Raw genomic sequence first — 19,074 nt, forward strand, 5'->3', positions numbered from 1 at the left:
AGTAATATTAAACGTTTCTTTATTAAATGATATTAATTATTTTCTAGTAATTTTTGGGTAATTTGCTCAGCGCTTATGCCAAGGCTCTTTTCAACCTCAGCTGTCGAGCCATGCTGAATAAATTTATCATCATACTCAAAGCTAACAACGCTTACATTTGATATGCCATTTTCTTGCAAAAAGGCACTTACGATCTCGCCAACGCCGCCTTTTTTGGCGCTATCACTAAAGATGTACCACTTTTTGGTGCGTTTTGCTAGCTCACATAAAAGCTCTCTATCAAGTGGCTTTACAAAGACTAGATCAACAAGGATAGCTTCAAGCTTGCCAGCTAGTAAATTTCTAACCAAATTTGCCCTGCCAACGCCGTTGCCATAGCCTAAAAATGCGGTCTCACTCTTTGCGTCAGCCAAAATTTCACCCTTGGCAAATTCAAGCGGTTTAGCTTTAAACTCATCTCTTAAGATAAACGCCCCACGCGGATATCTAAACGCGCTAACACCTTTGTAAGAGTAGGCAAATTCCATAACATTTTTCATACTCTCTTCGCACCTTGGAGCAAAAAGAACCATGTTTGGCACAGCGTTTAAAAAGCTAATATCAAAAGCGCCCTGATGCGTTTCGCCGTCTTCGCCCACGATGCCTGCTCTATCCATCGCAAATGTGATGTTTAAATTTAGTATAGAAGCGTCGTGAATGACCTGATCGTATGCCCTTTGCATAAAGGTCGAGTATATCGCGACAAATGGCTTAAAGCCCTCTTTTGCCATGGCTGACATCGAGGTGACTGCGTGTTGCTCGGCTATCGCCACGTCCCAAAAGCGGTCTGGAAACTCATGTATGAGCGCGTCCATGCCAGTGCCTGTTGGCATCGCAGCCGTTACGCCAACGATGTCACTGTGCTCTCTTGCCATCTTTAAAAGCTGCTCGCTAAAGATCGCCGTGGCTGACTTGTTTGACTGTCTTTTTATAAATTCGCCACTTTTTAGATCAAACGGCCCAACTCCGTGCCAATTTTCATAATAGCCCTCGGCAAATTCATACCCTTTACCCTTTAGCGTCTGCACATGCACGATGACTGGTTTTTTCATGTTTTTGGCAGTTTCAAATGTGCTAAGAAGCGCTGAAAGGTCGTGGCCATCGACTGGGCCTATATACTCAAGTCCAAGCTCTTCAAAAAACATACCAGGAGTGATGAGCCTGATGCCCTCCTCCATGCGTCTAGCCATGTAGGCTGCAGAGTCTGGCATATAGCTTAAAAAGCGCTCGACCCTGCCTTTAAATTTTTGATAAAACTGCCCAGCCATCATCTGGCTTAGATACTTGCTAAGAGCGCCTATTGGCTTACTTATGCTCATTTCGTTGTCATTTAGGATGATGACGCAAGGATATTTTCTGTCCCCAAGCTCATTTAGCGCCTCGTATGCCATGCCACCACTTAGCGAGCCGTCGCCTATGACAGCTACTGGCAAGCGCTCTTCATTTTTTAGTTTGATCGCCTTTGCAGCGCCAACTGCAAGCGAAATAGACGTTGAGCTATGGCCTGCTACAAAGTAGTCAAATTTGCTCTCGCTTGGCTTTGTGTAGCCGCTGATACCATTAAATTTTCTAAGCGTATCAAAGCTATCCCAGCGCCCAGTTAGTAGCTTATGCGCGTAGCTTTGATGGCTCACGTCAAAGATAAATGGATCTTTTGTAACGTCAAAAATTTTATGCATCGCAACGATGATCTCGACTGCACCGATGTTTGAGCTAAGATGGCCGCCATTTTTACTAACGGTGGATAGAATTTTATCTCTGATGTCGTGGCAAAGCGCGTTTAGCTCATCGACATTTAGGCTTTTAAGATCTTTATTCATTATTTACCAGCATTTTTAGCTTCTCAAGCCTTGTTTGCATAGTCGCATCGATATTTCCGCCCTCGCTTATTATCACCACGCCGCCCTTGCTTATGGCATCATCAGCGCTTACTTTTACGCGTTCGTTTTTACTAAACTGCTCTTTTAGATAGTCGCTATCTTCAGGATTTACGCGAATTTCTATGTTTTTTACGTCGCTTAACTCTTTAATGAGCGAGCCAGCTAAATGGTGAGCGATCTGGCTAGAAGCCGTTGAGACCTCTTTTTCCATCACCTCTTTGGCGATCTTTATCGCAGTTTGTCCAAGCTCTTCTTCGCTCTTTTTCAAAAACTCATCAAATTTAGCGTACTGCTCATCTAGCTTTGCAGCTGAAGCGCTAAATTTAGCCTCAAGCTCCTTTATCTTTGCCTCGTTTGCAGCGTTTGTTTGAGCGATGCCTTCGTTTTTGCCATCCTCTTTTGCACGGGCGATCTCAGCTTCAAGTCGCTTTGCAAATTCACTCTCTTGATTTTCTATTTGCATTTGAAGCTTGATGATATTGCTGCTTAGCTCATCTGTCTTTTTAAGTAGCTCCTCGACAAAGCTAGAGTCAAATCCAGGCTGGTGGGCTTGGCTGTTTTGAGGCTGAGGTGCAAAGTGATTTTGCATGTTTGATTGCATTTGATGAACTGGCTGGTTTTGCGGCGTGAAATTTTCACCACCTTGCTCTAAATTTTGCTCATTTAGCTCTTCACTAAGGTTGTTCTCTTCTATCAAAACAGGTGCGCTATCTTGGGCTCTTTCATTGCTCCCAAGTACCTTAAATCTATAATTTTCTATAAAGTGAGCCGGCGAGGTCTCACTTGTTATCACGCTACTTTTCATTCTATCATCTCATCTGCTTCACCAACTTGGAAGACACCTTGATCAGCTAGACCTTGGACGACCTCAACGATGCGTCTTTGTGCCTCTTCAACATCTTTTACACGAACAGCGCCAAGGTATTGCATCTCCTCTTTAAAGGCTTCGGCTGCACGCTGAGACATATTTGATAAAAATTTATCTTTAATGCCATCGCTTGAACCCTTAAATGCAACCATAAGGTCCTTTTTATCGACATTTTTGAGAATTTCTCTAATCGCAGTTGCGTTAAGATTGATAATATCTTCAAAGGTAAACATAAGCTCTTTGATCGTTGTAGCAAGCTTGTCGTCGCTTTGCTCGATGCGCTCGATCGTGCTTTTGCTAGCTTTTTGACCAAGTCTGTTAAGCACTTCTGCCACAGCTCTTGGACCGCCAACCTCGACCTTGTAAGATGTGAGGCTTTCTAGTTTGCCCTCAAGCACGGTTGAGACACGCTTAATGACTGATGGGCTGATCTCGCCAAGATTTGCCATCCTGATCACGACCTCGCTTCTTAGCTCATCTGAGAAGAAGCTTAGCGTCTCGGCAGCGCTTGTTGAGTCCATGTGGGCTAGGATTAGCGCGATAGTTTGAGGGTGCTCTTTTACGATGAAGTCTGCGAGTTGCTGTGGCTTTATCTTATCAAGATAGCCAAAGCTTTTTGAGTTTTCCATACTTTTTGCAAGCTTGTCTAAAATTTTCTGAGCAGCCTCTGGACCAAATGTGCGGTATAAAATTTCTTTTGCATACTCTAAGCCGCCACTTCTCATATATTGATTTGACTGCATTAGAGCGTAAAATTCTTCTAAAATAGCGCCTGCAACTTGCTTGTCTATATTTTTTGCAGTTGCTATGTAGCCTGAAATTTCAGTGATGACATCAACATCCATGTGAGAAAATATAAGAGCTGTCGCCTCTTCGCCAAGTTGAATTAATAAAATAGCGATCTTTTCTGGCATCGAAAGATCGTCATATATCATCTTTTGCTTATCGGTTAGTTTTATAGACATCAAATTTCCTTACGCATGTTAAAGTCACTATCATTTTTAACCATATCTTGGAGTAAATTTGAAATTTCCTCACTTCGCTCGGTGACTACTATCTTCATCTTTTCAAGAAGGACGTCGTATTTTAGCTCGTCTTCGTTAAATTCACCGCTAAGACCAAGCTGCTCCTCGACTTTCTTACGAGCGGCTTTAAATTTCTCAAGCGTATCTTCAGCATCCACCTCGATATCTTCAAGATCGTCCTGGGCTTGCTCCTCTTCTTCTTTCGTCTCTTCAAGCATCTTTTGCATAAATGGCACGATGACTTTTTTATAGAAGATATAAAGTAGCAGCGCTGCAAAGATGTATTTAAGTAGCGGCAAGAAAGGCATCACGTAGTTGTTCATAAAGCCATCCATCTTCTCGCCAGTGCTGACATCTTTGCCAGTTTTAAACTCGAAGTTATCTAAGCTTACCTCATCGCCTCTATTTTGATTATAGCCGATTGATTGCTTGATTAAATTTGTGATTGATTCTCTTTGCTCTTTGGTAAGCGGGGCAAATTCAAGCTCGCCAGTTGGCTTGCCGTCTTTATCCTTTTTGCTTTGATAAAGTCCGTCTATAACGACAGCTGCGCTCACTCTGTTTATGCTAGCAAACTGCCCTTTGACGTTTGTCACTTTCTTTGAAATTTCATAGTTTGTCTGCTGCGAGCTTTTGTTGTACTGCTCTTTTAAAGTGCTGTCATCTAGCCCTTGAACAGGGCCTATATTACTAACCGCACCAGGTACGCCGCCCACTTCATTTGGAGCTGAGCCTTGACGCTTTTCTTCGATGTTGCTCTCGCTTCTTACGACGTTATTTGGGTCATAAACCTCGCTTTTCGTATCTTTTTTATCAAAGTCAAAGTCGATATTTACCTTTGCTACGACCTTATCTGCCCCACCCACGATAGGAGCTAGCACATTTACGATCTTTTGCTCGTAATTATTTTCAAACTCGCGCTTATAGCGGATCTGCTGAGCTATGGCATCACTATCAAACTCGCCATCTTCATCGCCAAGTGCAACGCCATCTTGATTTACAATCTTTACATTTTCTGTGCTTAAATTTGTAACAGAGGCGGCGACTAGGTTTTTAATGCCAAAAATTTGCTTCGCATTTAGACTAACGCCTGGCTTTAGCTCAACCACGATCGAGGCCGTTGGCAGTGCTTGCCTTTCAGTAAAGACACTCTCTTTTGGTATGGCTATTCTTACGGTCGCTTTTTGGATAGACGATAGACTCTCTATCGTTCTAGCTAGCTCGCCCTCAAGCGCTCTTTGAAATTTAACCCTTTGCTCGGCGTCTGTTGCGCCAAATTCTTGCTTGTCAAAAATTTCAAAGCCGATCTTGCTCTCTTTTGGTATGCCAAGTGTTGCAACCGCGATCCTCTCTTTATATACATCGCTAGTTGGCACCAGTATTGTGCCTTCATTTGCTAGTTTATACTTGATGCCATCTTTATTTAGCTGATCGACTATTAAGGCTGAGTCGCTTGGGCTGATATTTTCAAAAAGGACGCTATATCCTGCAAAGCTATCACTTTTGCTTTTGTAAAGCGTTAAAAATACCAAAAAAGCCACAACTAAGACGATCGAGCTGCCTGCGACGATCTTTTGTTTTAGTGAAAGCTTTTGATAAATTTGACTTATTTGATGAAGTAATGCCTTAAAATCCATATCCCTACTTTAAAATTTGCTTTAACTCTTCAAAAACTCTATCGTTTTGCCATGCCTGACCGATGGTGATTCTCACTGCATTTAAGGCATAGCTTTTTAAATCTCGTAAAATTATACCTTTTTTTAGCATCTTTTCGCATATCTGGCTTGATTTTGGCTCATTAAATTTAAATGTGATGAAATTTGTATAGCTTGGGATAAACTCAATGCCATTTTGCCTTGCAAATTCCTCATATCTCTTCATCTGCTCGAAGTTGTTTTGCATAGTTTTTTGCACAAATTCATCATCACCAAGTGCTACGATCGCCGCTCTTAAGCTCGGTGTTGTGATATTAAAAGGGGCTCTTAGCTTTGAAAGAGCGCCTATAATCTCTTCATTTGCCACGCCGTATCCCACGCGCATGCCGCCAAGTGCGTAGGCCTTTGAGAAAGTGCCAAGGTAGATAACATTTTTTAGTTTTGCCACCTCGCTTGGTTTTATCTCTTTTTTAGCGTCTTTAAATTTAGCAAATTCGTTGTAGGCGCAGTCAAGCACCACAAGCGTGTTTTCATCAACTTTTTCTATAAATTTAAAAATTTCTTCAGCGTCTAAGCACTCACCCAAAGGGTTGTTTGGCATGCATAGAAAAATAACTGAAATTTCATCTTTTTTGGCGTTATAAATTTCTAAAAACTCGCCTAGATCATGCCCCGCGCTCTTTGTGCGGTAAATTTTAGCCCCTGTTTGCTTTGCGTAAATTTCATACATAGCAAATGTCACACCAGCCATCAAAACGCCGCTTTGTTTGTTCGCTTTTGCGTGCAGCACGTACTCTATGATCTGGTCGCTTCCAGAGCCGATGATTAAATTTTTGCTAGTTACGCCAAATTTCTTAGCCAGCCCCTCTTTTAGCTCAAAGTAACTATCATCTGGATAGAGATGTGCGTTTTTAGCGACCTCTTTTAGCGCCTCTTCCACGCTTTTGCTCGTGCCAAAAGGGTTTTCATTGCTCGCTAGCTTTATCACATCTTTTGCATCGATGCCAAACTCTCTAACTACAAGCTCGATCGGCTTTCCAGCCTCGTAATTTACTAGATCATCTAAAAAGTCATTAAATTTCATTACTCATCTCCGTTTAAATAGCTTCCAAGCCACGTTATCTCAGCGCCGCTCTCTTTTGCAAGTTCAAAGGCGTTTTGCACCTTCTCATCGTCGATATGCCCTTCAAAGTCAAGGTAAAAAATTGACTTAAATTCGCGCTGCTTTATAGGACGTGACTCAAGTTTTGTGATATTGATATTTTCATTTTTAAAGATAGAAAGCAGATCAGCAAGGCGTCCTGGTCTGTGATCAGTTTTAGCTAGGATCGAAGTTTTCGAGTTTTCAACCTTGGCGTTTTTAAAATCACTTAAGATCAAAAATCTCGTTCTATTTGCCATATTGTCTTCAATAGTCTCATAGACGATTGGCACGTTGTAAATTTTAGCTGCGATTTTTGAGCAAATGGCGGCTGATTCTCTATCCATAGATGCCATATATGCAGCTGCTGCGGTTGATTTGGCTGGGACAAATTCGACCTCATTTAGCAAGTGATCTTCTAAAAATTTACGGCACTGGTTGTAGCCTTGCGGATGCGAGTAAATTCGCTTTATCTCTTTTAAATTTTCATTTATGCTAACAAAGCTGTGATGGATATCTACGTAGAGCTCTGCCACTATCTTTATATCATCAAACTTACTCAAACAATCAAGCGTAGCTCCAACAGCGCCTTCAGTATTGTTTTCGATAGGCACGACGCCGTATTTTGCCTCTTTTTGAGCTAGCTTCGTAAAAACTGCCTCGATCGTAGCAAGTGGCAAATATGCACTCATCGCGCCAAATCTACTTTGCGCCGCTTGATGCGTATAAGTGCCCTCAGGTCCTAGATAGACGATCTTTTGAGGCATCTCTAAATTTCTACTAACAGCAAAAATTTCAAGATAAATAGCCTCGATCGCAGCCTTATTTAAAGCTTTATCTTTACTAAGGCTAGTTAAGCGGTTTATGATAGCTCGCTCGCGCTCAGGACGATATATGGGCGTCCCAGTAGTTTGCTTTAGCTTGCCGATCTGCTCAACAAGCTTCATTCTTTCATTTAGTTTATTTAAGATGAGATCATCGATACTATCGATCTCTTTTCTAAGCTCATTTAGCTCTTGCATCAACGCTCTCCAAAAACTCAATCTCAGGTGCCACGACGTCCTCAAAGCACTCGCGTCTTCTTATCAGCCTATCTTTGCCATCAAGCACACAAACTTCAGCAGCTCTGTTTCTTGTATTGTAGTTTGAGCTCATGCTAAATCCATAAGCTCCAGCCCCTTTAACCACGATGATATCGCCACTTTCACACTCTGGTAGCTTGATATCTTTTGCTAAAAAGTCGCCACTTTCACAAACTGGACCGACCACATCGCAAGCGCCTAAATTTTCATCCTTACCATCGACAAAAATTTTGTGACGCGCGCCATAAAGGCTTGGTCTTATAAGATCATTCATCGCACCATCAGTGATGACAAATCTCTTTTTACCGTTAAATTTCTCATATAAAACACTTGCTACAAAGTAGCCAGCATTGCCCACGATGAAGCGTCCTGGCTCGCAAACGACGGTCACATCTTGACCTTTTAGTGCGCCTAAAATTCCTTGTGCGTAGTCGTATAAATTTATCTCTTTTTCATCGTTATAGATGATGCCAAGTCCGCCGCCAACATCAAAGAATTTGATATCAATCTCAAGCGCTCTTAACTCTCTTAAAAGCTCGCTTACGATCTTTGCAGCGTCTATTATCGGGCTTAGTGAAGTTAGCTGCGAGCCGATGTGAAAATGTATGCCAGTTGGCTCAAGAAACTCTGAAGCTTTGGCGTGGATATACATCTTTTTAGCTGTCTGCGCATTGACGCCAAATTTGTTTTCATTTAGCCCTGTTGAGATATATGGGTGAGTTTTTGCATCAACGCCAGGATTTACCCTGATGCTGATCCTTGCTTTTAAATTTAGTCCTTTTGCTATCTCTTCAAGCCTTAAAAGTTCGGCAAAACTCTCAACATTTATCAGCAAAATTTCATTTTCCAAAGCCTCTTTTAGCTCTTCATCGCTCTTGCCAACGCCGCTAAATATGATCTGATATCTCTTAGCCCCTGCCAAAAGCGCTCTTTTGACCTCGCCGATGCTCACGCAGTCAAATCCTGCTCCAAGATCAGCCAGAAATTTTAAAACGCTTAAATTTGAGTTTGCCTTTACAGCGTAGCAAACCAGAGATTTTCTAGCGTAAAATGCGTTTTTTAGCGCTTCATAGCGCTCTTTAATGTAGTTAAAATCATAAACGTAAAGTGGGGTTTTGTATTTGCTTGCAAGCTCTTTAAAATTCATAAAATAGCCTTTGTTAAAATGGCTTGATTTTACAGAAAAGTTGCCAAAATTTGGCTTAACGATGCGATTTTATGAGATAAATGCCGTATGCAAAAAGCAAAATAACAGGCACTATTATGCCGATCTCTGGCAAGATAACTGAGGTCTGAGCAAATTTACTTAAAATAAATAGAAGTCCCCAAACTACGAGAGTTATCACAACAAAGATAAAAGTTGAAAGTGCAAGGTTAAAAAACCTTCCAGTCACCGGCAAATGATAGTAGAAAATAAGCAATAAAAATGGCGCAAAAAATGGCGCAATGGCGAGGTTGTAAAAGGCAGTTTTTGCACTGTCAAGCCCAATGCCTTCGTTTTTAAATGTCTTTATAAAATTTATCGCGTCAGGTATGTTAAATTTCGAGTTTTCAACGCTTGCAGCACTCTCGATGCTCTTTGGCTTAAAGCCTCTTAGCGCATCTAAATTTTCACTTTTTACCTTACTAAAGCCACTTTCGCCAAGCTCTAAATTTTGAGGCAAAAAGGTCTGATTTACATCTTCTAAAACCCACTCATTGTCTTTAAATTTAGCGTGGTCGGCAAAAGTTGTCGAGAGCAAGTCAGTGCCATTAATGTCAAAAATTCTCACGTCATTTGCCCTTTGCTTGGCCGAGTTTAGCTCTTTTATATAGATAAATTTACCTTCAAATTTCAAAAATGAATCGTTTGTGCTTTTTGAAAAAGCGGTGTTTTTTGCGATACTTTTTTGATAGTCATGCGCATAAGCAAACGGCGTAAAATTTAGTCCAACGTAAAAAATCGTCACAAAAAATGCGATGAGAAATGGTGGTAAAATGAGCTTGTTTTTACTGATGCCAAGAGCATAAAAGCTGATTAGCTCGTTTGATCTGACCATATTTACATGCAAAATTATTAGCGCAAAAATGAGTGAAAGTGGCAAAACGTAACTAATGGCACTTAGCGCAGTAAGGCCAACGTAGAGTAGCTGAAGGTTGGCAGATGGCGGTATATCTTTTAAATTTGTAAGCAGATCAATGCCAACATAAAATAGCTCAAGCGCTAAAAATACGATAAGAAAAGATTTTATATAGACCCAGCCAACGTATCTGGCGTATAGTTTCATTTGATAAGACCTTTTTTTACCGTAAATTTTTGTGAAATTTCATTGATGTCGCTCTTTAGTAGCTCGCAAACTGCATTTTTTGTATAGGTTAAAATTTCATCTAAAGCCTTTTTCTCCTCGTCACTAAACTCACCAAGAACGAAATTTTTTGCATCGCCCTCATGCCCGATACCTACGCGCACTCTTTCGTAGTCATTACCTATTAAATTATCGATCGATTTTATGCCGTTATGTCCGCCGCTACTGCCGCCTTTTTTAAATTTAACCGCGCCAAAACTAAGATCAAGATCGTCGTGGATGACGATTATCCTATCTGGTTTATAAAAGTCTTTTACCGCTTTAACACTTTGACCTGAGAGGTTCATAAAGGTTGTTGGTTTTAGCAAGATAATATCGTTAAATTTAAAAACTTCGCCTTGAAATTTGGCTGAGCTAATATCTTTGAATTTTGAGTCTTTTAAGAGATCTATAAGCATAAAGCCTATGTTGTGTCTAGTATTTTCGTATTTGAGGCCAGGATTTCCCAGCCCCGCTATTAGTGTCACAAAAGCCCTTTTTATTTAGCTTTAATAACTCCAAGTACCGCAACACGGTCAGCGTCAATGATAGTAACGCCTTTAGGAGCTGTGATATCACGAACCAAAATCGTATCATCAATGTCAAGTTTGCTTACATCAACGTCAAATGAATTTGGTAAATTTTCAGCCGTGCATTTTACGCAAAGACGTCTTTTTGACTGGATCAAAACGCCCTTATTTTTAAGACCAATAGGTGTTCCAACTGGCTTAACTGGGATCATATATTTTGATAAAACGCCTGGAAGTGCTACTTTTAGATCTACGTGTTTAAGATCGCTTGTAACAACATCTCTTTGGTAATCAACAATAACGACATTATAAACTTTTCCGCCTACTTTTACATCAAAAGCAAGGCTCTCTTTTTTGCGTGCCTCTTTGATAAAGTCATTGACTTTAAAAGCAGCTGCAACATTCTCTAATCCCTTGCCATAAATGTTGGCGATTAGATAACCATCTCTTCTCAAAGCCTTCGCAGACTTCTTACCGATACTCTCTCTAACGATTCCTTCTAACATCGTTTTCCTTTCATAAAAAATAGGTGCTGATTTTATCTAATGCTTTATAAATTTCACATAAAGCTTATTAAATTTCTTTAAGAGCGATCACTTCTGGTTGATCTTGTTTGCTTTGAGGTTTGCCAAAATTTACACCATTTTCAAAGCTAAAACCTGCTACATTTGAGCTTTTTATCTTAAGCTGCAAATCGCCCCTATTGCTGGCATTGTCAAGCGCTACTTCGGCACTAATTATCTTATTTTCATAAAGCTCAAGCAGGTGCTGATCAAAGGTTTGCATGCCATAAGTATTTTTTGACTCAGCTATGGCAAGATCGATCTCGTCAAATTTCTCTTCAGATATGAGCTCTTTTATGCGGGTATTTTTTCTCATGATCTCGACTGCTGGGCGTCTTGTGCCAAAAAGCGTCTTAACTAGCCTTTGTGAGATGACGCAAGCAAGCACTGAAGAGAACATAAGGCTGACTTTATCTCGCTCGCCTTGCGGGAAGCTATTTACTATTCTATTTACGCTCTCTTTTGCATCAAGCGTGTGAAGTGTCGAAAGCACCAAGTGTCCAGTCTCAGCAGCTCTAATGGCAGTCTCAATCGTCTCAAGATCTCTCATCTCACCCACCAAAATGATGTCGGGATCTTCTCTTAATGAAGCCCTTAGCGCATCTGAGAAATTTAGCGCATCTGCGCCGATAGAGCGCTGGTTGATTATGCTTTTATCGTCGTTAAATACATACTCAATCGGATCTTCGATAGTCACGATGTGCGATCTTTTTGTCTGGTTTATGAAATTTATCATGCTTGCAAGCGTCGTTGTCTTGCCACTTCCAGTTGGGCCAGTCACTAAAATGATGCCACGAGTGGTCTCTGTGCAAATTTTTTCTATCACGCTTGGTAAATTTAGATCTTTTATGGTTGGAATTTTCGTTGGAGTGACACGAAAGACAGCAGATATTCCATTTATCTGCAAAAACATATTTACACGAAAGCAGTACTCGTCATTTAGTTTATAAGAAAAATCTATATCTTTTTTATCCATAAACTCATCAAATTTAGCCCCCAAAAGCTCGTTTGCGATAGCCACTGCGTCACTTGGGTCTAAATTTTCTTCGCTAAGTGGCATGATCTCACCATTAAATCTACCATAAACAAGGCTTGCAGACTTTAGATGAAGGTCGCTGCCGCCTTTATCCACTAAAGAGCACAGATATGAGTCTAGGTCTTGTTTGGTCATTAAAGTGATTTCATAATGTCGTCAAATGCTGCAACAAACTGCTTTAAGCCATCATTTAAAAGCTCTTTATAAGTAGCATTTATATCGATCTCATTATTTTTTATGATATGAAAAAAGCTTGAGATATTCTCTTTGCTAGGGGCATTTTTTGCCTCAGCTTTTTCTTTTATAAATTCTTTTATCGTCTCTATTGGAGCTGTGTTTATAGAGTTTTTATACATTAACTCTCTAACGTAATAATCCCCTCTTAAGCCACCACCTTTTACGCCAGTGCTTGCAAAAAGTGTCCTTACGTTTTCTAAGCCAAAATCCTCAATGATATGATAGATATTTGCAGCGTTCATTATGCCGATCTGCCCTGTTGGTAGGCTTTTTGCAGACATTGTCTCATCAAGCTTTCTGTCAAATCTACTAACAAAAACGCTGATCACACCTTTTGGCATCGTCGTATCCACAAAGCGACTTGCATAAGCTTTGCTACCCTCTTTAAAGGCCTCTAGGCAGTTTTTAGCCTGATCTGGCGAGAAAATGAGCGTCGCATTTACGCTGATACCTCTTGCCATAAGCGCACTCATCGCTTCATAGCCCTCTTTTGTGGCTGGAATTTTTATCATGACATTTGGCATTGAGATAAGGTTGTGAAGCCTGATGCCCTCTTCTATCGTCGCAGCTGTTTCGCCATTTAAATTTGGATCAACCTCGATGCTAACAAAGCCATCATCGCCATTTGCGTAGTTTTTTAGCATTTTACATGCGGCGATCTTGATATCTTGGGTCGCTAAAATTTCATAAAGATCTTTTGGGTGACGCTTGTTACTATTTTGTATGATCTGTTTGTAAGCAGGTGATGCAAAAGCTGTTTTAAAGATAGCTGGGTTGCTTGTAGATCCGTTTATAACGCCTTTTTCTAATAAAGAGTTGAATTCGTTTTGTAAAAAATCTCTCTCTATAAAGTCACACCAAAGAGAAAATTTAGCTTCATTGTCATACATTTTTTCACCTTATAAAATTTAAAATTTCACGCAGATCCTTGACATCCACGCAATGCGTCGCTTCTTTTTTTAAAATTTCTTTCGCACAAAAGGCAATTTTTAGATCACATTTTCTAAACATAGATACGTCATTAGCGCCATCGCCAACGCACATGATCTCACTTTTATCTAAATTTAATAGCCCCTTTAAGCGATCTATCATTTCGCCTTTTGAGCTACCAAACATCATCTCTCCACCAACTTCACCTGTTAAAATTCCATCTTTTTGGTGCAAGATATTTGCGAAATTTGCATCAAATTTAAGTTTTTCTTGCATCTTATCAGTTGCGATGTGAAAACCGCCACTAAAGACCGCGACTTTTACGCCCTTTTGCTTTAGAGCAGCTATAAGCTCGCTAGCCCCTGGCATGATGGGTAAATTTTTACAAATTTCATCTGCTTTTGAAAGTGGCATTCCTTTTAAAAATTTTACTCTTGCTGTAAGACTTTCAAAAAAATCAAGTTCGCCGTTCATCGAACGTTTCGTTATGCTAGCCACCTCATCGCTGGCGTTATTAGCGGCGGCGAGGATATCAATCGTCTCGCCGTCCATTATTGTAGAGTCAAAGTCAAAAACACAAAGTTTTATCAAGCTATGCCCTAAAAATCACGCTTTAAAAGGCTTTCAACCTTTAAAATCGTAAGGATGTTTTGATCGCGTTTGCCGATACCATAGATCATGCCTTTGTCTTTTACTAAAGTCTCTGGCGGCGGATCGATCCTGTTGCGGTCTATTCTGATAGCCTCCGTCAAGCGGTCTATCACGAAGCCTGCGATATTATCCTCATCTTTCATGACGATATATCTTGTATTTGAGCTTTGCTTTGTAACATTTAGTGAAAAACGCTTTCTTAGGTCGATAAGCGGAATAACGTTTCCACGTAGGTTAAAGACGCCAAGAACATAGTCAGGCACGCTAGGAACACGGGTGTATTCGATAGGCTTGATTATCTCTTGGATATTTAAAATAGGTATCGCATACTCTTCCTCGCCAACAACAAAGCCTACAAGTTGGACTATATCTTCGTTGTTTTTTATCTCAGGCTCGTCAATTTGTTGTTTTTGTTTGCTTAAAACTTGGTTTAGTTTATCATTCATCGCCTAACCCCTAACCTAATTTAATATTTTTTCTAACAACGTTTTCAAGGTATTCTGACGAATATGGTTTTGTGATATATTCAGTCATACCAACCTCTACTCCGCGCAATCTATCAGTTTTAGACGTTCTTGATGTTACTGCTATTAGCGGTAAAGTGCGATACTTAGAGTATTTGCGAATTTCACCTGCTAGAGTATATCCGTCCATCCTTGGCATCTCAATATCAATGAGCACCGCATCAAATGCATGCTCGCCTGATTTAATTATATTGAGTGCTTCTACTCCGTTAGTTGCTTCTATGATTGTGACACCGATTGGCTCAAGCGATTTTTGCATGATGGTTCTATCCATCTTAGAGTCATCAACGATTAGAACCTTATAATCGCTTGGTTTCTCTTTTGCTTTAGTGCTATCTTCCATTTCGGCTCTAATATTTACCTTAATATCTTTAGCCATCTCCATCATAGCACCAACGTCTATGATAAGAGTTACGCGGCCATCGCCTCTAATAGTAGCTCCAGCAATGCCTGGGATATTTTGTAAATAATCACCCATTGACTTAATAACGATCTCTTCTTGACCAACTAAAGTATCTACTATGATGCCCAGTTTTGCCTCAGCAACGCCGATGATAACGACGTAAGTTTGATCTCCGCCGTCAAAGACTTTATTGACACCAAAGACATCTGAAAGTCTAACAAGAGATAAGACCTCATCTCTTAGTCTTAAAACGTTTTTACCATCGATCGTGTAGATATCATCGATCGGCACGCGAACAGTCTCAAGAACGCTCGCAAGTGGTATCGCATAAAATTCCTCTTGTGTTCCAACAAGTAGTGACTGAATGATCGCAAGTGTGAGTGGAATTTTAAGCTTCATGACTGTACCTTTTCCAACTTCACTCTCGATATCAATGATACCATTTAGTTTTTCGATATTTGTCTTAACAACATCCATACCAACGCCACGACCAGATACGTTTGTAACCTTGGCTGCAGTTGAAAATCCTGGCTTAAATATAAGACCAAACGCCTCTTTCTCGCTCATCGCATCGGCTTCACGCTCAGTGATGATGCCTTTTTCTATCGACTTAGCTTTAAGCATATCAGCATCTAAGCCCTTACCATCATCAACTATCTCAACGACGATATGGTTGCCCTCGTTGTAAGCTTTTAGCTGAACAAGACCTTTTTCAGGTTTGCCCATTGCCTTTCTTGTCTCAGGATCTTCGATACCGTGGTCGCATGAGTTTCTTATGATATGCACTAGCGGATCGCCGATCTCTTCAACGATTGATTTATCAAGCTCAGTCTCTTCACCTGAAATTTCAAGGTCGATCTGCTTACCAAGCTCACGGCTTAAATCACGTATCATACGTGGGAATTTATTAAAGACTTTTGCTATTGGAAGCATTCTTGTCTTCATAACAGCTAGCTGGATATCAGTCGTAACTAAGCTTAGGCTTGAGACTACTTGATTTAGCTCTTCAAGGAATTTCTCGCCCTCATATCTCTCTTCTACGTCATCATAAATTTTTAGTAGGCGGTTTTTACCAAGAACAAGCTCGCCGATTAAATTCATCAAGTGATCAAGTCTTTTGACTTCAACACGTATCGTTTGCTCTTGTGCTACTGCACTACTGCTACTAGCTGCTGGCACTTTTTTATCAGCATCTCTTTCTCTACTAGGAGCTGGCTTAGGTGCTGGTGCTGGTGCAGCGCTAGCAGCTGGTGCTATCTCTTCAGGAGATTTTGGAGCTATGCCTTTTGAAGCACGCCTTGCTTGATCTTCTGCTTTTCTAACTTTTAAAAGTCTCTCTATCTCAGCTTCAACCTCAGAGTCGCTTAGTTTTGAAAGCTCAGCATCGCTTACTTCAGGAGCTGCTTCTTCAGCTGGTGCGGCTGGCTCTGGCTCTTTTACTGACTCAGGAGCTGGTGCTGCTGCTGGAGCTTCTGTGGCTGCACTTGGTGCTTCACCTTCAGAAATTTGAGTAAGTCTTACACAAATATTTTTAATATCGATGCCAGCGGCTGCGTCACTACCGTTATCTCTAATGCTCTCAAGTAGTCTTTTCATCATATCAACTGACTCAAGAACAACGTCCATGATGTCTGGAGTAATCTTTAGCTCGCCTTTTCTAGCTTTGTTTAAAACATCCTCCATATGGTGAGTAAGCTCTGTTAAAACGTCAAAATTTAAAAAGCTTGAGCTACCTTTTACTGTGTGAGCAACACGGAAAATTCTATTTAAAAGCTCCAAATCTTCAGGGTTTGCCTCTAGTTCAACAAGGTCATGGTCTATCTGCTCAATAAGTTCGAAAGCCTCTATTAAAAAGTCTTCCATTATTTCTTTCATATCATCCATACTTCACCTCACTTCGCAGATTTAGAATGTGCTTCAATCACTTTTAGCACCTCTTGATAAAATACACCAGCATCAAATTTTGTAAGATACGCAGCACCACCGGCTTCTTTACTCTTAACCTCACTAAATTCGTTGCTTAATGAAGAGTTAAACACAACTGGAACATCTTTAAATCTATCATCATTTTTAATAGTTGAAGCAAAGCGGTATCCATCCATTTGTGGCATTTCGATATCACTTAAGATAACTCTAAGCTCTTTTGTCAAGTTATCTCCATATCTTTGATAAAGCTCCTCCATCCTCTCTAAGCCCTCAACGCCATTTTTAGCTTCAACTACGCTAAGGCCCATCTTCTCAAGTGCATCTTTTACTAGCTTTCTAGCAGTTGAGCTATCATCTAGAACCAAAGCAGCACCTTTGATCTTTTGATCGTCTGTTACATCAAATTCTATCTTTGGTGAGTAAATTCCTAGCTCTTCAACGATGCTTTCAAGATCAAGGATAAGAAGTACTTCGTCGTTTTCTATTCTCGTTACACCTGTGATTTTACCCTTATCTAGAGTGCCAGCTCCAGCAGCAAAATTTGCAGGCTCTATGTCTTTCCAGTTTATACGTCTGATCCTCTTGGCCTCATGGACGATAAAACCGATCAATATACCGCTAAATTCAGCGATAATAACACGTGGCTTTATGACTACACCCTCAGTTGGCTCGACGATATTCATCCATCTTGCCAAATTTATAACAGGGATAACCACACCTCTTAAATCAAAAATTCCCTCGATATACTCAGGAACGCCAGGAAGCTCGGTAAGATTTGGCATCTTAATGATCTCCCGCACCTTTGCGACATTGACTCCGTATATTCCTTCATATACTTTGTTTTCGGCCTTTTTAAAGATACGAAAATCAACAAGTTCCATCTCGTTTGAGCCCGTTTTTAGTACGTTGTCTCCAAACATCAATGTCCTTTCAAACTCATTTTGAGCAAATTCAACTTTTGCTGGGCGTATTCTACAACAAAATAACTTTGCTCGCATGCAAAACAAGGTAAATTTATATAAAATCTATCGTAAATATCAAATAGCTCACCTTGATGATAGTGTCCTTCTATCACTATACTTGCGTCAAAGCCCTGCAAATGCTTGCTCATTAGCTCCTTGAAGTTTGAAATTTTATAGTGCAGATTTTTCTTAGTAAGTTTGGCTAGTATCGCTTTTGAAATTTTAAAATCCGAAATTTTATCAAGCGCGTTCATAAATTTCAAAAACCATCTAAGCCTTAAAAACCTAAGCGCATACTTATCTATAAAAGGTAAAAATATATCGCCATGCGCGATCTGGACGTACTCGCCACCTATAGTTCTAAATTTCACTGGCTGAGCGCAAATGTCATAGACCTTTACCCCCTCAAAGCTTAGCCTCTCGCCTTTGTCCCAAAAATCTCTAGTTTTATTAAATAAATTTGAAAGCCTAAAATCGTGGTTGCCCTCGAAGTAAAAAATTTCCACCTTTTGTGAAATTTTGTTTATAAGCCTTAAGTGCTCAGCGTAAAATTTTTGCGTATATTCGCCCTCGCCCGTTAAAAAATCAAATATATCGCCAAGTAAGAAAATCTGTGGTGGCTCCTTGATCTCTCCGCTATCAACGGCACGTAAGAATTTCAAAAATCCATCTCTATTTATATTTTCATGCGCATCAGCCAAAAAGATCGCGCCTTCTTTTATAACGGGGACATATAGGTATTCGCTCAAATTTTGCCTTAATTAAAAATTAGCAGAGCCAAAAAGCAGTTTTTAGCTCTTTGCCTCGTCTTTTTAGTCAAATTTTATAGGTTTGTAGCAGATCTTAACGATCTCAACGTCGCTTCTGCCTTTTGGTAAATTTAGCGCTACCTCATCGCCCTCAACCTTGCCTAAAAGCTGCTTTGCAAGAGGCGAATTTATCGAGATATAGCCCTTGTCTAGGTCACTTTCACTCACACCAACTATCGTGTAAGTATGCTCTACCTCGGTCTCTTCGTCCATTATCGTAACACTAGAGCCAAATCTCACCCTGTCATGCTCGTAGCTACTTGGATCGATCACCTCTGCGTTTGCTAAAAGTGCGCTAAGCTCAGCGATCCTAGCGTCTATAAAGGCTTGCTTCTCTTTTGCTGCGTGATACTCAGCATTTTCTTTTAGATCGCCGTGGCTTCTTGCGATGTCGATCTCTGTTACGATTTGTGGGCGCTGAACTAGCCTTAGATCCTTTAGCTCAGCTTCTATCTTCTCGTATCCGTGCATTGTCATTGGTTCACTCAT

General features: G+C 40.4%; 18 protein-coding genes. All 18 read right to left on the minus strand.

Features of this window, described 5'->3' with window-relative positions:
* Positions 1 to 32: 32 nt before the first annotated feature.
* A complete protein-coding gene (gene dxs / locus CVS81_RS01920) occupies positions 33 to 1,859 on the minus strand; it encodes a 1-deoxy-D-xylulose-5-phosphate synthase (RefSeq protein WP_107964920.1) in 1,827 nt (608 codons plus the stop codon).
* The gene (gene fliH / locus CVS81_RS01925) at positions 1,852 to 2,724 is read right to left on the minus strand and encodes a flagellar assembly protein FliH (RefSeq protein ID WP_107964921.1); all 873 of its coding nucleotides are present in this window, start codon (positions 2,722 to 2,724) and stop codon (positions 1,852 to 1,854) included. Before fliH ends, dxs begins: the two co-directional genes overlap by 8 nt.
* Complete coding sequence (fliG, locus tag CVS81_RS01930; RefSeq protein WP_012001435.1) at positions 2,721 to 3,752, minus strand: flagellar motor switch protein FliG; 1,032 nt, start codon at positions 3,750 to 3,752, stop codon at positions 2,721 to 2,723. Before fliG ends, fliH begins: the two co-directional genes overlap by 4 nt.
* Positions 3,752 to 5,449, minus strand: coding sequence for a flagellar basal-body MS-ring/collar protein FliF (gene fliF / locus CVS81_RS01935; protein WP_103597392.1), 1,698 nt, complete (start codon positions 5,447 to 5,449; stop codon positions 3,752 to 3,754). The genes fliG and fliF overlap by 1 nt, the downstream gene beginning before the upstream one ends.
* Before the next feature lie 4 nt (positions 5,450 to 5,453).
* Positions 5,454 to 6,551 (minus strand): histidinol-phosphate transaminase, encoded by a 1,098-nt coding sequence (hisC, locus tag CVS81_RS01940; protein ID WP_107964922.1) that lies wholly within the window; start codon positions 6,549 to 6,551, stop codon positions 5,454 to 5,456.
* Positions 6,551 to 7,630 (minus strand): prephenate dehydratase, encoded by a 1,080-nt coding sequence (gene pheA, locus CVS81_RS01945; protein WP_107964923.1) that lies wholly within the window; start codon positions 7,628 to 7,630, stop codon positions 6,551 to 6,553. Before pheA ends, hisC begins: the two co-directional genes overlap by 1 nt.
* On the minus strand, positions 7,614 to 8,837 hold the full coding sequence (gene lysA / locus CVS81_RS01950) for a diaminopimelate decarboxylase (protein WP_107964924.1): 1,224 nt from the start codon (positions 8,835 to 8,837) through the stop codon (positions 7,614 to 7,616). Before lysA ends, pheA begins: the two co-directional genes overlap by 17 nt.
* 55 nt (positions 8,838 to 8,892) lie before the next feature.
* The gene (locus tag CVS81_RS01955; protein ID WP_107964925.1) at positions 8,893 to 9,957 is read right to left on the minus strand and encodes an LptF/LptG family permease; all 1,065 of its coding nucleotides are present in this window, start codon (positions 9,955 to 9,957) and stop codon (positions 8,893 to 8,895) included.
* A complete protein-coding gene (gene pth, locus CVS81_RS01960; RefSeq protein WP_107964926.1) occupies positions 9,954 to 10,502 on the minus strand; it encodes an aminoacyl-tRNA hydrolase in 549 nt (182 codons plus the stop codon). Before pth ends, CVS81_RS01955 begins: the two co-directional genes overlap by 4 nt.
* A gap of 11 nt (positions 10,503 to 10,513) precedes the next feature.
* Positions 10,514 to 11,050: a 50S ribosomal protein L25/general stress protein Ctc gene (locus CVS81_RS01965; RefSeq protein ID WP_002939542.1), complete on the minus strand. Its 537-nt coding sequence runs from the start codon at positions 11,048 to 11,050 to the stop codon at positions 10,514 to 10,516.
* 67 nt (positions 11,051 to 11,117) lie between these two features.
* Positions 11,118 to 12,278 (minus strand): type IV pilus twitching motility protein PilT, encoded by a 1,161-nt coding sequence (locus CVS81_RS01970; protein ID WP_021087845.1) that lies wholly within the window; start codon positions 12,276 to 12,278, stop codon positions 11,118 to 11,120.
* A complete protein-coding gene (locus tag CVS81_RS01975; protein WP_107964927.1) occupies positions 12,278 to 13,270 on the minus strand; it encodes a transaldolase in 993 nt (330 codons plus the stop codon). The genes CVS81_RS01970 and CVS81_RS01975 overlap by 1 nt, the downstream gene beginning before the upstream one ends.
* 4 nt (positions 13,271 to 13,274) lie before the next feature.
* Positions 13,275 to 13,901, minus strand: a complete 627-nt coding sequence (gene serB, locus CVS81_RS01980; protein ID WP_107964928.1) for a phosphoserine phosphatase SerB — start codon at positions 13,899 to 13,901, stop codon at positions 13,275 to 13,277.
* An 8-nt stretch (positions 13,902 to 13,909) separates the two neighbouring features.
* Positions 13,910 to 14,407 (minus strand): chemotaxis protein CheW, encoded by a 498-nt coding sequence (locus CVS81_RS01985; protein WP_021087872.1) that lies wholly within the window; start codon positions 14,405 to 14,407, stop codon positions 13,910 to 13,912.
* A 10-nt stretch (positions 14,408 to 14,417) separates the two neighbouring features.
* Positions 14,418 to 16,772 (minus strand): chemotaxis protein CheW, encoded by a 2,355-nt coding sequence (locus CVS81_RS01990; protein ID WP_107964929.1) that lies wholly within the window; start codon positions 16,770 to 16,772, stop codon positions 14,418 to 14,420.
* A gap of 8 nt (positions 16,773 to 16,780) precedes the next feature.
* Positions 16,781 to 17,734, minus strand: a complete 954-nt coding sequence (locus tag CVS81_RS01995; protein WP_021089619.1) for a chemotaxis protein — start codon at positions 17,732 to 17,734, stop codon at positions 16,781 to 16,783.
* Entirely contained in the window at positions 17,734 to 18,525 is a 792-nt protein-coding gene (locus CVS81_RS02000) for a UDP-2,3-diacylglucosamine diphosphatase (RefSeq protein ID WP_107964930.1), read from the minus strand. Before CVS81_RS02000 ends, CVS81_RS01995 begins: the two co-directional genes overlap by 1 nt.
* A gap of 63 nt (positions 18,526 to 18,588) precedes the next feature.
* The gene (gene greA / locus CVS81_RS02005; protein ID WP_107964931.1) at positions 18,589 to 19,074 is read right to left on the minus strand and encodes a transcription elongation factor GreA; all 486 of its coding nucleotides are present in this window, start codon (positions 19,072 to 19,074) and stop codon (positions 18,589 to 18,591) included.

It is taken from the genome of Campylobacter concisus, from assembly GCF_003049065.1.
Lineage (GTDB): Bacteria > Campylobacterota > Campylobacteria > Campylobacterales > Campylobacteraceae > Campylobacter_A > Campylobacter_A concisus_BE.

Bases quoted from the DNA above. Each gene is read 5' to 3' on its own strand.
- dxs (WP_107964920.1), bottom strand. From the start codon at position 1,859: ATGAATAAAGATCTTAAAAGCCTAAATGTCGATGAGCTAAACGCGCTT.
- fliH (WP_107964921.1), bottom strand. From the start codon at position 2,724: ATGAAAAGTAGCGTGATAACAAGTGAGACCTCGCCGGCTCACTTTATA.
- fliG (WP_012001435.1), bottom strand. From the start codon at position 3,752: ATGTCTATAAAACTAACCGATAAGCAAAAGATGATATATGACGATCTT.
- fliF (WP_103597392.1), bottom strand. From the start codon at position 5,449: ATGGATTTTAAGGCATTACTTCATCAAATAAGTCAAATTTATCAAAAG.
- hisC (WP_107964922.1), bottom strand. From the start codon at position 6,551: ATGAAATTTAATGACTTTTTAGATGATCTAGTAAATTACGAGGCTGGA.
- pheA (WP_107964923.1), bottom strand. From the start codon at position 7,630: ATGCAAGAGCTAAATGAGCTTAGAAAAGAGATCGATAGTATCGATGAT.
- lysA (WP_107964924.1), bottom strand. From the start codon at position 8,837: ATGAATTTTAAAGAGCTTGCAAGCAAATACAAAACCCCACTTTACGTT.
- CVS81_RS01955 (WP_107964925.1), bottom strand. From the start codon at position 9,957: ATGAAACTATACGCCAGATACGTTGGCTGGGTCTATATAAAATCTTTT.
- CVS81_RS01965 (WP_002939542.1), bottom strand. From the start codon at position 11,050: ATGTTAGAAGGAATCGTTAGAGAGAGTATCGGTAAGAAGTCTGCGAAG.
- CVS81_RS01970 (WP_021087845.1), bottom strand. From the start codon at position 12,278: ATGACCAAACAAGACCTAGACTCATATCTGTGCTCTTTAGTGGATAAA.
- CVS81_RS01975 (WP_107964927.1), bottom strand. From the start codon at position 13,270: ATGTATGACAATGAAGCTAAATTTTCTCTTTGGTGTGACTTTATAGAG.
- CVS81_RS01985 (WP_021087872.1), bottom strand. From the start codon at position 14,407: ATGAATGATAAACTAAACCAAGTTTTAAGCAAACAAAAACAACAAATT.
- CVS81_RS01990 (WP_107964929.1), bottom strand. From the start codon at position 16,772: ATGGATGATATGAAAGAAATAATGGAAGACTTTTTAATAGAGGCTTTC.
- CVS81_RS01995 (WP_021089619.1), bottom strand. From the start codon at position 17,734: ATGTTTGGAGACAACGTACTAAAAACGGGCTCAAACGAGATGGAACTT.
- greA (WP_107964931.1), bottom strand. From the start codon at position 19,074: ATGAGTGAACCAATGACAATGCACGGATACGAGAAGATAGAAGCTGAG.